16 protein-coding genes are annotated in these 15,358 nt (G+C 53.1%); all 16 read left to right on the top strand.

The annotated features are described in order from the left end of the window. Window position 1: 1 nt before the first annotated feature. The 16 genes from B9Z46_RS14140 to B9Z46_RS14065 all read left to right on the top strand — a co-directional run bounded on the left by B9Z46_RS14140 (window position 2) and on the right by B9Z46_RS14065 (window position 15,335). Complete coding sequence (locus B9Z46_RS14140; RefSeq protein WP_108257236.1) at window positions 2-352, top strand: DUF3168 domain-containing protein; 351 nt, start codon at window positions 2-4, stop codon at window positions 350-352. A gap of 14 nt (window positions 353-366) precedes the next feature. Then, on the top strand, window positions 367-777 hold the full coding sequence (locus tag B9Z46_RS14135; protein WP_108257235.1) for a phage tail tube protein: 411 nt from the start codon (window positions 367-369) through the stop codon (window positions 775-777). Between the two features lie 13 nt (window positions 778-790). Next, entirely contained in the window at window positions 791-1,129 is a 339-nt protein-coding gene (locus tag B9Z46_RS14130) for a hypothetical protein (RefSeq protein ID WP_108257234.1), read from the top strand. A 32-nt stretch (window positions 1,130-1,161) separates the two neighbouring features. Then, a complete protein-coding gene (locus B9Z46_RS14125; RefSeq protein WP_146179269.1) occupies window positions 1,162-1,461 on the top strand; it encodes a DUF4035 domain-containing protein in 300 nt (99 codons plus the stop codon). Continuing rightward, window positions 1,454-3,901, top strand: coding sequence for a phage tail tape measure C-terminal domain-containing protein (locus B9Z46_RS14120; protein ID WP_108257232.1), 2,448 nt, complete (start codon window positions 1,454-1,456; stop codon window positions 3,899-3,901). The genes B9Z46_RS14125 and B9Z46_RS14120 overlap by 8 nt, the downstream gene beginning before the upstream one ends. A gap of 24 nt (window positions 3,902-3,925) precedes the next feature. Beyond that, on the top strand, window positions 3,926-4,264 hold the full coding sequence (locus B9Z46_RS14115) for a phage tail protein (protein ID WP_108257231.1): 339 nt from the start codon (window positions 3,926-3,928) through the stop codon (window positions 4,262-4,264). After that, window positions 4,261-4,965: a phage minor tail protein L gene (locus B9Z46_RS14110; protein WP_108257230.1), complete on the top strand. Its 705-nt coding sequence runs from the start codon at window positions 4,261-4,263 to the stop codon at window positions 4,963-4,965. Before B9Z46_RS14115 ends, B9Z46_RS14110 begins: the two co-directional genes overlap by 4 nt. Window positions 4,966-4,974: 9 nt before the next feature. Beyond that, window positions 4,975-5,682, top strand: coding sequence for a C40 family peptidase (locus B9Z46_RS14105; protein ID WP_108257229.1), 708 nt, complete (start codon window positions 4,975-4,977; stop codon window positions 5,680-5,682). Continuing rightward, window positions 5,682-6,275: a tail assembly protein gene (locus B9Z46_RS14100; RefSeq protein ID WP_108257228.1), complete on the top strand. Its 594-nt coding sequence runs from the start codon at window positions 5,682-5,684 to the stop codon at window positions 6,273-6,275. The genes B9Z46_RS14105 and B9Z46_RS14100 overlap by 1 nt, the downstream gene beginning before the upstream one ends. Continuing rightward, window positions 6,272-9,799, top strand: coding sequence for a host specificity protein J (locus B9Z46_RS14095; protein ID WP_108257227.1), 3,528 nt, complete (start codon window positions 6,272-6,274; stop codon window positions 9,797-9,799). The genes B9Z46_RS14100 and B9Z46_RS14095 overlap by 4 nt, the downstream gene beginning before the upstream one ends. 78 nt (window positions 9,800-9,877) lie before the next feature. Next, complete coding sequence (locus B9Z46_RS14090) at window positions 9,878-10,324, top strand: hypothetical protein (protein ID WP_108257226.1); 447 nt, start codon at window positions 9,878-9,880, stop codon at window positions 10,322-10,324. Window positions 10,325-10,337: 13 nt separating this feature from the next. Then, window positions 10,338-11,528 (top strand): hypothetical protein, encoded by a 1,191-nt coding sequence (locus B9Z46_RS14085; RefSeq protein ID WP_108257225.1) that lies wholly within the window; start codon window positions 10,338-10,340, stop codon window positions 11,526-11,528. After that, window positions 11,529-12,491, top strand: coding sequence for a hypothetical protein (locus B9Z46_RS14080; RefSeq protein WP_146179268.1), 963 nt, complete (start codon window positions 11,529-11,531; stop codon window positions 12,489-12,491). Window positions 12,492-12,500: 9 nt separating this feature from the next. Then, window positions 12,501-13,358 (top strand): hypothetical protein, encoded by an 858-nt coding sequence (locus B9Z46_RS14075; protein WP_108257223.1) that lies wholly within the window; start codon window positions 12,501-12,503, stop codon window positions 13,356-13,358. Continuing rightward, window positions 13,355-13,972 carry a hypothetical protein gene (locus tag B9Z46_RS14070; RefSeq protein WP_108257222.1) on the top strand — a complete coding sequence of 206 codons (618 nt, stop codon included), beginning with the start codon at window positions 13,355-13,357 and terminating at the stop codon, window positions 13,970-13,972. Before B9Z46_RS14075 ends, B9Z46_RS14070 begins: the two co-directional genes overlap by 4 nt. Then, window positions 13,965-15,335: a radical SAM protein gene (locus B9Z46_RS14065; protein WP_233246026.1), complete on the top strand. Its 1,371-nt coding sequence runs from the start codon at window positions 13,965-13,967 to the stop codon at window positions 15,333-15,335. Before B9Z46_RS14070 ends, B9Z46_RS14065 begins: the two co-directional genes overlap by 8 nt. Window positions 15,336-15,358 lie beyond the last annotated feature (23 nt).

Raw genomic sequence — 15,358 nt, 5'->3', positions numbered from 1 at the left:
CATGCAGGACTTCTACGACGCCATCAAAACTTTGGCGGCTGGGGAGGTCTATGCGCTAGTTGCCGCACAAGACGCTCAGTACCCAGCCATTGTTTACACGCCCATCGCGCAAGAGCACATCTTTGGTCTCGATGGGCCGCACGGCTTGCAACGCATCCGCATGCAAGTCGATACCTACGCCAGAACTTATCAAGAGGCATTGAGTCTGCACGACGAAATTCTCGAAACGTTGTTGGTCGACAAAAGCACCGTCGTCGATGTACGCATGGGGCTATCCGATTTTGAAGAACAGGCCCGGCTGTACCGGGTGAGCGTGGACTACACCTATTTCCGACAGGTCAGTTCAACCTAAACGTGGAGCTACACATGAGCAGCACAGCAATTACTGCACAGGGAATTACGATTTCCCGATTTGGAACAACCGCCTTTGAAGTGATTCCCAACGTGGTGTCGTTTCAAGGTCCTGGCGGTCAAGCCGCCGTGATCGATGTCACCAACTTGGCCTCAGCGTCTAAAGAAAAGCGCGTGGGCTTGCGTGATGAAGGTCAGTTGACGCTGACCATGCACTACAACCCCGACGACACAATCCATCAAGGCCTGCGAAGTGATCGCGCCAATCGTGTGCGACGTCAGTTCAAGTTGACGTTCACGGACACCGTGCCAGCGATTTGGACCTTCTACGGCTATGTCACCACCTTCAGCGTGCAAGGTGGTGTCGATGCCGTTGTGCAAGCGTCTGTGACGATTGAGATCGATGGCGAAATTACCGAAGCTTGAGAGGTAGAAACACATGTTGACGCGTGAACAAATTTTGCAATGTGACGACTTGCCCAAAGAAACAGTCAAAGTCCCCGAGTGGGGTGGTGAGGTGCAGGTGCGCACCATGACGGGAACAGATCGCGATGCGTTTGAAGCCAGTCTGATTGGCAAAGAAGGCCGACTGGAAAACGTCCGCGCTCGCTTGGTCTCCTTGGCCGTGTGCGATGAATCGGGCAGTCGCCTGTTTGGTGACGCAGACGTTGCTGCCTTGGGTGCCAAAAGCGCCAAGGCACTTGACCGAGTGTTCTCTGTGGCTCAGCGACTGAACGGCATTGGTGCTGAACAGGTCGAACAAGCAAAAAACGCCTAAAGACCCATCCGACACGACGCTTTGCATTTCGCTTGGCACTGGCACTTGGAATGCCTGTGCGCGAGATGCTGGATCGGATGGGCTCAGATGAATTCTCGGAGTGGTTGGCCTTTTACCAACTTGAGCCCTTTGGCGACTACCGCGCAGATTACAGATCGGGTGTGGTGGCGTCCACCTTTGCCAATGCGCACAGGGCCAAAGATGCGAGCCCCTTTAGACCTGAAGACTTCATGCCGTTCATGGAAAAACAAGCGACTACGCAAGACGTCGGTCTCAATGTGGCGAGGTTCAAGGCCATGTTTGCTCACAAGGTGAAGAAAAACAATGGCTGATATTGGCTCACTGGTTGTCAAACTCGCAGCAGAAACGGCAGAGTTTCGGGAAGATTTGGGCAAGAGTGCCCGACTTCTTGAAAAGCACGCCGATGGCATGCGCTCTTCGTTGGAACGTGTGGCCGAAGTGGCCAAAACCACCTTTGCCATTGCGATCGGTGTGGAGTCTGTTGGCGCACTCAAGGAGTTGATTGCTCACACGCTTGAGACCGTTGCGGCTTTACAAGACTTCGCCGAGCAAACGGGTGCGAGTGCGGTTGCTCTGTCTGGTTTTGCGCCTGTGGCCACCATTTCTGGTGTGGCCATGGAACAAATCAGCGTTGGATTGACCAAACTCTCCAAGGGACTCGCGGGTGTTGACAATGAAACCAAGGGTGCAAGCCAAGCGCTGGCTTACCTTGGCATCAAGGCCAAGGACTCTGGGGGCAATCTTCGCGATCCTGCGGAGGTGATGAATGACATAGCCTTAAAGCTCTCTGACTTTGAAGACGGTGCTGGCAAAACTGCCATCGCGCTTGAGTTGTTCGGTAAGTCTGGCGCTACTTTGTTGCCATTCCTCAAGGATTTGGCCGCAAATCAGGACCTCAACATCCGAATGACCCAAGCGGAGATTGAATCCGCTGAACAAGCATCCAAAGCCCTTGGGCGTATGAAGGCAGAGCACAACTTTGTGGCTCAGACCATCGTGACTGCGGCCTTGCCTGCCATGGAAGAGCTGGTAGGGCAACTCAAAGAAGTGGTTCTTGGGACGCACAACTCGGCTGAGGCCATGGTTCGTTTGCGAGATGACGGCACGCTAAAAGAGTGGGCGCAAGACGCTGCCGTTGGTCTGGCCATCGTGATTGATGCGATGCGTGGACTGATCCAAATAGTCAAGTCTGTGATCGGCAGTTTTGAGGCTGTCTGGGCAGACATGGAGTTGCTCGGTACTTTCATTGCTGGTGGCAAGGGATTGAATCCCTTCTCAGAAGAGAACCAAGCCACGCTCAAGGCAGCACTTGAAAAGCGCAATGCGATTGTTGAGAAGGCCAATCAGAACTATGTGGATCTGTGGAAGATGCCGCTGCTCTCTGATGCGGTCAAGTCTCGATTTGACGCCATCAACAAAGGTGAATCAGATGCCACAGGCGGTGCATCTAAACCGAAGCTGAACTACAACTCAGCGACAGGCGCTCTCACCGCAGGAGCAATGGCTCAAATTGAGAGCGACATCAAAAAGATTCAAGGTCTGACAGACGTTGAGAGCGGCATTCTCAAAGACCGTCAGAAGATCATTGATCTGTATGAGAGTCAAGGCTACATCAGCTACAAGGAAGCGAGTGAAGCAAGGCTAAACGCGCAGGAAGACTTCACGCAAAAGCTGGGTGACCTGTATGGGCAAGAGGAAACCATCCTCAAGCGCGGTCTTGCAACGGTTGCCAAAACCACCCAAGACAAACTCAAGCTTCAAGACAAGCTGTCTGAAATCACCCTGCGCCGTGAAAAGCTCGAACGTGATGCGCAGCAATCCAATCTGGAGCGCGAGATCAAGTTGCCCGGCGAGACGCTCAAGGACATCCAAGAGCAAGTTGCCAGAGGTCAAAACCAACTGCGAGCCACAGAAGAGCAGATCAAGGTGCTCAAGGACAGCGGTGCCATCAGCGAGGTGGAGTCACTCAAACGCCTCTCGACTGCACGCAAGTCCAGCGCAGAGGAGTTGGCAGACTTTGCTGCGAAGGCCAGAGAGCTGGTCGAGGCTGCACCAGGCAACGACAAGCTGGCTGACTCCTTCAAGCGAATTGAGGATGCGGCAAGGCAGGCCGCTGACGGTGCGCAGCTCTTGGGTCAGCGAGCGTTTGAGCTCTCAGACCCCGGTGCAGGGTTTTCTAAAGCGTTGCGAACCCTCGGGGAAGAGACCGAGCAAGTGGGCAAGCAAATGGAGGCGGTGACCACCAGAGCCTTCAACGGCATGACCGATGCGTTGACCAACTTTGTGATGACAGGAAAGCTTGATTTCCGAACTCTTGCAACGTCGATCATTTCGGACTTGATTCGAATTCAAATCCAACGCTCCATCACCTTGCCAATGGCAAATGCCTTGGGCGGGATGTTTGGATTTGCCAATGGTGGAGTGATGACATCAGCTGGCCCTTTGCCATTGCGCACATATGCAGGCGGCGGGGTTGCCTCGTCGCCTCAATTGGCCGTGTTTGGTGAAGGCTCCATGAACGAGGCTTATGTGCCTTTGCCTGATGGTCGCTCCATTCCCGTGACCATGCGCCAAGGCGGTTCGGCTGGAGGGGATGTTTTCAACATCTCGGTCAACGTTGCGGAAGCTGGAACAAACTCAACGGCTGGTCAAGGCCAAGACTTAGGTCGCGCTATCTCCAGCGCAGTGCGTCAAGAGTTGCTTAACCAAAAGCGAGCAGGCGGCTTGCTGGATCCCCGAAGGATGGGGTGATCAGATTGAATCAAGGAAATTTCGATGGCTACCTTCACATGGATTCCATCCATCGGAGCTTCACTCACCGTTAAACCAAACGTGCGACGGGTCTCCTTTGGAGATGGTTACGAACAACGATTGGCTTATGGAATCAACACGCAGCCTGAAGTCTGGTCGCTGGAGTTTCGGGGTAAGTCCACTGGTGACGCATCTGCCATCGACAACTTCTTACGTGCCCGAGGTGCAGTCCAAGCATTCGATTGGACAACGCCAAGTGGCATCACAGGCAAATTTACATGCGAAGAGTGGAGTCGCACGATTGAAGAGCCCAACATCGAAAACATTCGCGCCACCTTCAAGCAGGTGTTTGATTTGTCATGACCACACAAGCCATCACAACCGAAATTCAAAAGCTTGCTCCAAGTGCGGTCATCGAGTTGTTTGTTCTGGACTTGAGTCTCTTCAACGAGGGGGTTGTGCGCTTTCATGCGGGCACAAATGAGTTGCGTAGACAGGTGGTCTGGCAAGGCAATGCCTACGAGCCGTTTCCAATTCAGGCCGATGGCTTTGAGTTCAACGGCAATGGGCAAGTGCCAAGGCCAAAGCTCAAGGTGGCCAACGTCACTGGCAGTATCACTGCCTTGATCTTGTCGTATCAAGACCTGGTGGGAGCCAAGATCACTCGCAAGCGCACCTTGGTCAAGTATCTAGACGGGGTGAACTTTGCCAGCGGCACCAACTCAACGGCGGATGCAAGTGCGGAGTTTGCGGATGACGTCTATTACATCGATCGCAAGTCTCGCGAAACGCGTGATGTGGTTGAGTTCGAGTTGGCTGCATCCTTTGACCTTGAGGGTGTGTCGTTGCCGCGCAGACAGATTGTGCAAAACGTGTGCCCTTGGGGCTATCGAAGCTCAGAGTGTGGCTACACGGGCACGGCGTATTTCAACGCCAATGATGTGTCCGTTTCTTTGAAATCCCAAGACGCCTGTGGCAAGCGATTGAGTTCTTGCCAAAAGCGATTTGGCTCTAATGCGGAGCTTCCCTTTGGCGGGTTTCCCGCTGCTGGATTGATACGGTGATGTTTGCAGATGCTTGAAACCAATAAACAACTGGCCTTTGAGCATGCAGAGCGTGAGTTTCCGCGCGAATCATGTGGCTTGCTCATCATCCGCAAAGGAAAAGAGAGCTACGTCGCGTGTCAGAACATTGGCGTGGGGACTGATCAATTTGTGATTGACCCTGTGGACTATGCCAAAGCCGACAAGCGTGGCCAGATTGTTGGGGTCGTTCACTCGCACCCCAACATGCCTGCGACACCAAGCCAAGCTGACCGTGTGGCCTGTGAGGCCAGTGGTATTCCTTGGTTCATCGTCTCCTATCCCAATGGGGTGTGGGAAGAGATCCAGCCGCAGGGGTATATGGCCCCGCTGGTTGGGAGGGAGTGGTCCCACGGCGTTCTGGACTGCTATTCACTCATTCGAGATTGGTATGCCCACGAGATGAAGTTCATCTTGCCCGACTATCAACGCTTTGACGAGTGGTGGAAGCGAGGAGAGAACCTCTACCTCGATAACTTTGCACATGCGGGTTTTGACGTTGCCAGTTCAGATGATTTAAGCGAAGGCGATGTCTTGCTGATGCAGGTGAATTCGGATGTTCCTAATCATGCGGCCATTTACTTGGGCGATGGACTGATCTTGCATCACCTTCAAGGCCGGTTATCGAGTCGCGATGTTTATGGCGGCTATTGGCAAATGATCACAACACACATTCTTAGACATCAGTCACAACGGTAATGGCAACCATCATTCTTCTCGGCGAACTAGGGCGACAGTTCGGTCGCCGACACAAGATGGTGGTGGCTAGCGCTGCTGAGGCTGTGCGTGCGTTGAGTGCCAACTTCCCAACCTTTGAGCGAGAGCTGGTGAGTTCTGGCGAGCGCGGTGTAGGTTACAAAGTACTAGTTGGTCGAGATGAACTCAATCTTGAGCGCCTGCATGAGCCAAGTGGTCAACAGCGCATCACGATAGCGCCCGTCATCTCGGGTGCTGGCGGCAATGGTCTTGGGCAAATCATCCTTGGCGCTGCTTTGATTGCCGTTGCTTGGTGGAACCCCATGGGCTGGGCTGCGGCGGGCAGCTTTTTGTCTCAGGCCACGCTTTACTCGGTGGGCACATCCATGATTCTTGGCGGGGTGGCTCAAATGATTGCTCCAACGCCTAAATCCTCAGACCCATCAGAGCGGCCAGAGAACAAGCCCAGCTACGCATTCAATGGTGCGGTCAACACGACTGCGCAAGGTCAGCCAGTGCCTGTGGGCTACGGACGCTTGATTGTGGGATCCGCTGTCATTAGCGCAGGTATTGATGTGGACGAGGTGCCTGTATGAGCGAATTGATCACCGAATCTATAAGCCAACCTTCACTCATCATTGGTGCAGGCGGTGGAGGCAAAGGCGGCGGGGGGAGTGCAAGGGTTGCACAAGAGGCCCCCGATAGCCTACGCTCCAAAGCCTTCGCTCGCGTGGTGGATTTGGTGTGCGAGGGAGAAATCCAAGGGCTGGCCAATGGCCTGAAGTCTGTCTATCTTGATGACACGGCCATTCAAAATGCCGATGGCAGCTACAACTTCGCGGGCGTAACGCTCGAAACTCGCAACGGAACACAACAGCAAAGCTATATCCCAGGTTTCACATCGGTTGAGAACGAGGTGGCTGTCGGTGTGGAATGCAAGTTCAACCAACCCGTTGTTCGCGCAATCACCGATCCGGATGTGGATGCTGTTCGAGTCAAGATCAGTTTTCCGTCGCTGACCTATCAAGACGCGACCAATGGTGACTTGAGTGGCACAACGGTGGACTTTGCGATCGATGTGCAAAGCAACGGGGGTGGTTACTCGCAGGTGGTGGCCGACTCGGTTTCGGGAAAGACCACAACCAAATACCAGCGTAGCTACTACGTCCCACTCAACGGTTCTGCACCATGGGATGTGCGGTTGCGTCGCATCACAGAGGACTCCACCAAGACCAACATCCAGAACAAGACGTTTCTGGAGTCATACACCGAAGTCATAGAGAGCAAGCTTCGCTATCCCAACAGCGCCTTGATGGCGTTGCGCGTTGATGCCTCACAATTCAGTTCTATCCCGAAACGCAGCTATGACCTGAAGTTGCTTCGGGTGCGAATACCGTCTAACTACTTTCCCGAAACGCGCTCTTATTTGGGCGTGTGGGATGGCAAGTTCAAAGTCGCATGGACAGACAACCCTGCCTGGTGCTTTTACGATTTGGTGACAAGCACACGTTATGGCTTGGGTAACTACATTCCAGAGGCACAGGTCGACAAGTGGGCCTTGTATCGAGTGGCTCGGTATTGTGATGAATTGGTACCTAACGGACTAGGTAGCTACGAGCCTCGGTTCACCTGTAACCTGTATCTGCAAACAAGAGAGCAGGCTTACAAGGTGGTGCAGGACATGGCCTCGATCTTCAGGGGCATGGCGTATTGGTCAGGTGGTGCCATCACCGTGACCCAAGATGCCCCGCAAGATGCGGTCTATCAATTCACGGCTGCAAACGTCATCGATGGGGACTTCTCGTACCAAGGCTCGTCTGCCAAAGCGCGTCACACTGTGGCGTTGGTGAGTTGGATTGACCCGGATGACTTCTATCGACAAAAGGTTGAATACGTCGAGGACGTTGATGGCATTGCTCGCTACGGAGTGGTGCAAGCGGATGTCGTGGCCATGGGATGCACTTCTCGAGGTCAGGCTAACCGAGTTGGTAAGTGGTTGCTCTACTCAGAGCAGTCAGAATCAGAAATCATCACGTTTCGCACAGGGCTTGAGGGCGCTGTGGTCCGACCGGGTGATGTCATCAAAGTGGCTGACTCAAGCCGTGGCGGACTTCGCCTAGGCGGGCGTATTGCAGCGGCCACAACTGTGACCGTGACCCTTGACCAAGATCCACCTGCAGGATCATGGCGAATTTCAGTCATCACGCCAGCTGGTTTGGTGGAAGAGCGCCAGGTCGGATCTTTCAGCGGTCGAACACTTGGTGTGACCAGTGCGTTTTCTGCGGCGCCTCAAGCAGGGGCGATTTGGGTCTTGGCCTCAAGTCAGGTCGAGACACAACTCTTTCGGGTGGTACAAGTTGCTGAGAGTGAGCCGGGCATCCATGAGGTGACAGCCCTTGCGCACAACCCAAGCAAGTACGTTGCGATTGAGCAGGGCTTGGCGCTACAACCCCGCGACATCACTGTGCTGTCGACCACCCCAGCAACCCCGACAGGCTTGAAGGTGTCTGAGAGCCTGTATCGGGTCAAGGATCAAGCGCTCGTATTGATTCAGGTGGCGTGGGAGCAGGTCTTTGGTGCGCTTGAGTATCAGGTGAGCTATCGGGTCAATGGCGGCAACACCGTCACCTTGCCTCGGGTGTCCACCAGTTATCTGGAAATTCGCAATGCCGAAACTGGAGACTATGTCTTCACGGTCAAGGCCGTTGGCGTTTCAGGAAAACTTGGTAACGGTGCAACGCTTGGTCAAACCATTCTTGGCAAACTGCAGCCCCCCGACGATGTGCAAGATTTCCTTGTGTATCGCAGAACGACTGACTTGCTTCTCAAGTGGGCAGCCAACACGGATGCTGACTTGGCGGGTTACGAGGTTCGTGTGGGCTCGGGTTGGGACTCAGGCGTATTGGTTGGGCAAACTGCAGGCACGCAGCTCGTTCACGACCAAAGTGAATCGGGCCAGTACAACTACTTCATCCGTGCGTTTGATACCTCGGGCAAGTACAGCACGTATGTCACGACTTTTCAGCTGATCTTGCTGGCCCCATCGTCGGTGAGGCAGTTTGATGTGGTTCAGTCTGCGAACCGTCTGGAGTTTCGCTGGCTACCCAACCCAGAGCCTGAGGTCGTAGCTTACGAACTCAGGGAAGGGGGAGCGTGGGACACCTCCATCTTCATTGCAGAGGTGAAGTCCAGTAGCTACACCTTGCCTTCGGGTTTCGATGGTGAGCGCAGGTTCTGGATCAAGGCGATTGCCTCTCCTGGCATCTACTCAGACGAGGCTACCTTTGTTTCGACGGTAGTGGCTCAGCCGCAAAACGCCAACTTGCTGGTGACCATGGATGCGCAAGCAACAAGGTTTCCGGGCATCAAGCACTTTGCGTCTGTGGAGTCAGTCAACAGCCTCGATGTCCTGCGCATGGATAGCGGCGTGAGCCAGTCTGAATATCTGTTCGAAGTGAACCTTCCGACCAGTTACCGGGCGCAGAACACGTTGTTGGCCAGCATTGGCGCAACCTTGGATGACCGCGAGACATGGAGCACGGCCAACTATGCGTGGAACAGCCAAGCAGCCAAACGTCAATGGACGTATGACGGGGCGCTCAAGAGCATCGAGGCGAGATTCCAAATAGCGCGTGAAGACACATTGCAATCGGGCGAGATTTATGGATGGCGCCTCAACGGGGTGCTGAGCGGCTACGGCAGTCCAACGAGTGGGGATGCGTCAGGCGTAAGCTACGGTGATGGTCGCTACGGGACTGGTGTGTTGATCAAGGACACCACCAAAGTGTCATGGGGCGTTCACATACCGAGTGTGTTCCATGTGAGCTTTTGGTTCATCCCAAGCCAAGTCACTACATCGGTGATCTGGAGCGCCTCTGGTACGGGGGTGAGTTTGTGCGTCGGATATGACGCTGCAAATCAAGTGTTCTTCCTTGAAGACCACCTGTTCAATCGCATCCAAGTCCCATACCCCGTAAATGCAAGTGATCGCATTTGCGTTGGGGTGTGTCAAACCGCTACAGAGCGAAGGCTCTTTATCGGAAAGATGGGTGGGGAAGTGCAAAGCGCTAGCAGCGCAATTGCACCAACAGCGGGTTACACCGCACTCAAGCTTTACTGACCAAAAAGCGAATTTCAAAAACCAGGCGTTGAACCGAAAGGTCCAGCGCCTTTTTCATTTCACAACTAGGAATTACTCATGATTGAAGAAGGCATGAACATCAAAGGCGCAATCACGCTGCTGTTGGCCAAGGCCAGTGGCGAGGTGGAGGTTGTTCATAAAGAGAACATCATCGTCAATGGAGGCTTTGACTTTGTAGCCGACGCCATTGGTAACTCATCCAGTCGTCCTGGCGTGATGGGGTGGATTGCCCTTGGAACGGGTACCACGGCAGCAGCGGCAACGCAAACGGCGCTAGTCACCGAGATCAAGCGCAACGCTGCAACTTATGCCCATACGGCTGGCACCAAGGTGTTTACCTTCACCGCCAGTTATCCCGCTGGGGATGCCACAGGAGCGATCACCGAGGCGGGAGTGTTCAACGCTGCATCTGCTGGCTCCATGTTTGACCGTGTTGTTTTTCCTGTGGTGAACAAGGGCGCAGATGACAGCTTGACCGCCGTGTTCACGTTCACCATGAGCTGATAGGACTGAGGCCATGGCCGAGACCGCAAGCGTCACAACGACGCCTGGTGCGAACTACACATGGAACACGGCAAAGTTTGCGTGGAACAGCGCCGCCTCAGGCAAGAATTGGTCTAGCGCCTATCCCGCTATCTATGCCCTAAGTGTGGCGTCCGATCTCAACTTCGCTGAATTAGTCCAAAAGCTCAACACCAAGCAAATCGCCGATGGTTTTGGCATTGTCGAAACTAGCCGTCGTGGCGTGGGACTCAATAAGTTCGAAGCCTGGGGTTTTGTTGAAACCTACACCGACCTGATTGCCTACGTCCTGCGGTTTGTGGAGTCGCTTTCAGTATCGGAGCAGTACAAGCAGAACTGGACCAAGGCTGTGCTCGAGGCATTTCAAGTTGGCGAAGGACTGGCGCGGCAGTTGGTGCTCAAGAAGTTCGAAGCGATTGGGATTGCTGAAACCTATACCGACCTCATTGCATACATCCTGCGCGTGAGTGAGAGTTTCAGTTGTACAGAAGTCCCTGCCAAGAGCATTACTCAGCCTCAGTTTGAGCCGCTTGGCTTATCGGATGGTCTTGCCAAAGCTCAAACCAAGAGAGTGGCTGAAGCATTTGCCTTTGGTGAAATCTTCGGACGCACCGTTGCCTATCGACGCGCCCTTGCCGAAGGCTTTGCCATTGGTGAGGCATTAAAGCGTGCACAGACGATCAAGCTCAGCGAGGCGTTTGCACTTGTTGAGCAATACCGACGAAAGGCAAATGGCGTGATCAGCGACATGATCGTTGCCAGCACCGAAATCACCGAGCAGGATTTCATGGACATCTTGGAGTCTGGTCATCCGCCAGGGTACACAAATTTCCGAGACTTCATCCAAGGCGACTACACCTACCAGCGGGCGCTGTTCAGAGCGGTAATCACTTCGAGTAATGCGGACAGAGGCTACATCGATGGCTTGCGGGTCACGGTGGATGTGCCTGATGTGTTTGATCGTGGTACGGCGCAAGTTACGAATGCGGCCAATGGGGTGTTCGTTGGATTCTCCCGAATGTTCAGAGTGGCTCCAGAGGTGACGCTGACCTTCAAGGGTGGAACAACCGTTGCCGTGCCTCGAATTCTTGGAAGTGTGAGCACCGCAGGCTTCACGGCGGTTTTAGAAAACACCTCTGGCACACGGGTCACCGGTGCCATCTCTTGGGTTGCACAAGGCTATTAAATGCAAAACTACACCGAAATACCTTCATCGTCGACGCTCTCGGACTCGTTGTCTCAGATCCTGAATAACGACAAGACGTCTATCTCTTGTAACAGTGGAACCACCTTTCCGACGACTGCCTTGCAAGTCGGAATGCTGTGCTACCGCACGGATCAGTTGAAGCTCTACCAGTTGATTGGAACCAGCCCCGATAACTGGCGCTTCATCATGGATTTGGCAAGCGGCATCGATGCCCAGTTCGCAGCCAAACTGAACGCTGCGTCTTACACCGCTGCAGACGTTCTTGCAAAGCTGCTGACCGTTGATGGTGCAGGAACTGGGCTTGACGCTGACTTGCTGGATGGCCAGCATGCGAGCGCCTTTGCCTCTAGCACGCACAACCACAACGCCGCCTATCTTGGCATTGCCTCCAAGGCTGCTGACGCCGACAAGCTCGATGGCTATGACTCCAGCGCATTTGTGAGGTCAGTCAATGGTGCTGGACCGGACGTAAACGGGAATGCAACCATCAATATTGATTTGTCTGGCCGAGTCTCCAAAACCGGCGACACGATGACGGGAAATCTGACGATTCAGAATACCGCCCCAACCATCAACATGCAGGACACGGACAACGTGACCCGCTACCTCCATGTAAACAGCAACCTGATGGGTTTTTTAAAGTCCGACGGTAACTGGGACATGTACATGAATAACGGCGGCTCCATGTGGACTGCAAACTACGGGTGGCTGCATGACTATTTCTTTAATGCAGTGAGTAACTGCTTTAGAAGTTCCAATCCCAGTTCAGGTTGGCAGGGTGCACCAAACTGCACAGCCAATACGAGTGACTATTACAACTGTGGCGATCAACCTTCCTACTCCGGAATCTACATGCTGCGGTTGAATGACGGTGGCTCCACCATCAGCTTTGGCTCACAAACCACTCGCTACAACTGCAATTGCGATTGCAACTGTTGCTAAGGAGCTGACATGAAACTCTTCACAGGTAATAAAAATCCGCCGTTTGCATTAGATGTCACGCTAGAGGGATCAAGGCTTTCATACAGCGTTCGAGCCATCATGCAGCGCGAGTTTGTAGGCAACCCTAACAGTACACATTCAAACGGCGGGAAGTATTTTGACGAGAAACTGATCACTGAGTGGCGAGGTGACTTTGGCGTGTTTGGTGAGCCAATATATAAGCGCTCGATCGATCTGCAGACTCTGCGACAGCACCCTGAGTTTGCTGATCACGCAAGCTTCATGCTGTATGCACCTGTTGGGCTGATGGAGCGATACAACACGCCAGAAGGTTTTTACACGCAGACCCCCAACCTTTATGTGGCAACGCTTGCTTCAAAGATGGATGCGCAGGCCTACCACGCCTCTGTCCTTCAAACGCACCCTCTTGGGCATATCTTGATCCCCTTCAAATCTTCCCCGATTGAGGAGTGGAGCCTAGGCTTTAATGTGTTTAATCCCGCTTTAATCAAAGCAAGCCCCAGCCTCGATGTCGTGCCTGCTATTACGCTGGCAATGGTGCGCGAGGAGGTGTTGCCTGTGGTGCGCTTTGTTGGTGAATCCACAGCGGATGCTTTGCCTGGTGATGAAGTCTTTATCAACTTTCGTTTGGAAACCCCTCAAGGCGAACCGATCACTGATCGAGATTCAGATGTGTATCTTGAGGCAACGGCAGGCTATCTGGTGGGTCGGCGCATCAAAACCGTTGGCGGGCAGGGATCGACAATTTTTAGGCCAGATGGCATGACCTCAGGTGAAATCTCCAAAATCAAAGTTGGGTTTAAGTATTTCTCTGGTACTGATGACCTGGTGGTGAATGTCCTATGAGACTCACACTTTTTCCAACATTGGTTGGCATCTGGTCTCTTGGTACTGAGCCTTCATTTGATCAACGCCTTTATGACGATTTGCTCGCTGTTCACTCGCGCATGAAAACGGATGGTTCAGAGATCTGGAGCAGACAGGCCCACGACGTTTTTAATGGAACGCTAGAGAGCGCCAATCAATTAGCAAACATGGCGCTCCCTTGGATACAGCGAGAGTTTGTTGGTAACTGTGGCCGCATCACACAACTACAAGGACGCGAAGTTGTGCGAAGCAATGGCATGGAAATAATGCCTCACTCAGATGAGGACGAATGTCATTTGCAGGCGGTGTATTTTCCTAACGGCCCCGAATTAGATTTTTTTCAGGATTTTCAGACGCAAGTCAATCAATACGGCCCCAACGCATTCGCCATTTGTAACCCCGACTGGCGCTCATCTGGCTTTGGCAAATGTCTGATGCCATGGGAAACACACGCCAAGTTCTGGATCAAACCGCACAGGGGATTGCTGGTCGCATTTGATGCGAGAGCCGTCCATTTCCAAAAGCCTTACATGGGAAATGTGCCATTCATGCAAGTACTACTCAATATGAAGGTGGAGCGAATCGATGGCTAAATTTGTGATTTTTGCAGTGGATCCACGCAGCGAGACTGTGATGCGACTCCACTATGACAACATGGATTCGTCCCTCACTAATCTTCAGGGGCACTCCTTGGTGCAGATGATGGATCCTTCGATACAGACAATCTTGCCAGTTGCACCAGTGACCTCTAAAGACACTCCGCTAGGAAAATCATCACCGCGCATTCTTAAAATTTCGTTGGGTCTGTCCTGCAATTACGCCTGTGAGTACTGCTCGCAGCGTTTTGTGGCTCGTAACGACGAAACCAACCCCGAGGATGTGGCGGACTTCATGGACTCGCTGGACAATTGGGTTCTTTCGCCACCTGAGGCCATCGAGTTTTGGGGAGGCGAGCCATTGGTCTACATCAAGACCATGAGACCACTGGCAGAGGCTTTGCGCAAAAAATATCCGCAGGCACGCTTTTCAGTGATCACCAATGGCTCGTTGCTCAATGCCGATTTAAATCAATGGCTTGATGACTTGGGCTTTGCTGTTTCCGTGTCGCACGATGGTCCTGGGCAGCATGTACGTGGTCCTGATCCGTTAGCGGATCCTCCGACTAGAAATGCCATTCTAGATCTGTACCAACGACTTGCCCCTCAGGGGCGTTTTAGTTTCAACGCCATGCTCAACAGATCAAACCAGTCACGTTCAGCGATTCAGGCGTTTTTCACAGAACTAACCGGTGACCCCAAAGTCATGATTGGTGAAGGTGGTTTCGTTGACGCCTATGACGTAGGCGGTGAGGCCTTGTCTTTGAGGTCAGGTGAATTTCACTCCTTCAGACGTCAGTCGTTCAAAGACATCAGACAAGGAAAAAGTGATCGCATTGCCAGTGTGCGAGATCGCATGATGTCTTTCGTTAATTCGATCCGCTTCAATCGACCTGCATCAAGTTTGGGTCAAAAGTGCGGCATGGACAAATCCGACTCCATCGCTGTTGACCTGAAGGGCAATGTGCTGACCTGCCAAAACGTGAGTGCTCTGTCAACCGCTCCCAATGGCGAGAGTCACCGAATCGGAAACGTCAGGGATCTTACGTCGGTAGCGCTACGCACCTCAACCCATTGGTCCAAGCGTGAAGGCTGTCCTAAATGTCCTGTGCTTCACATTTGCAAGGGCGCATGCATGTTCTTGGAGGGGCCACTTTGGGAAAAGTCTTGTGACAACGCCTACTCGGATGCGTTACCCATCTTTACTGCAGGTATAGAGTTCCTGACGGGCTTGATTCCTGTGCATATTGAGGGTGAATTCCGAACCGACAGAAAGGACATCTTCGGTTTGTCTGACCAACCGGTGACTCCACAAGCGATCAAAGCAAAGCCTTTTCCAATTCCAGTCGTTTCGGTCTAACACAAGCCGTTAATAACCAGCTA

It is taken from the genome of Limnohabitans sp. Hippo4 (assembly GCF_003063605.1).
Classification (GTDB): Bacteria; Pseudomonadota; Gammaproteobacteria; order Burkholderiales; family Burkholderiaceae_C; genus Limnohabitans_A.
The sequence above is the reverse complement of the archived record's forward strand: the minus strand, read 5'-3'. Positions and strand labels throughout refer to the sequence as shown.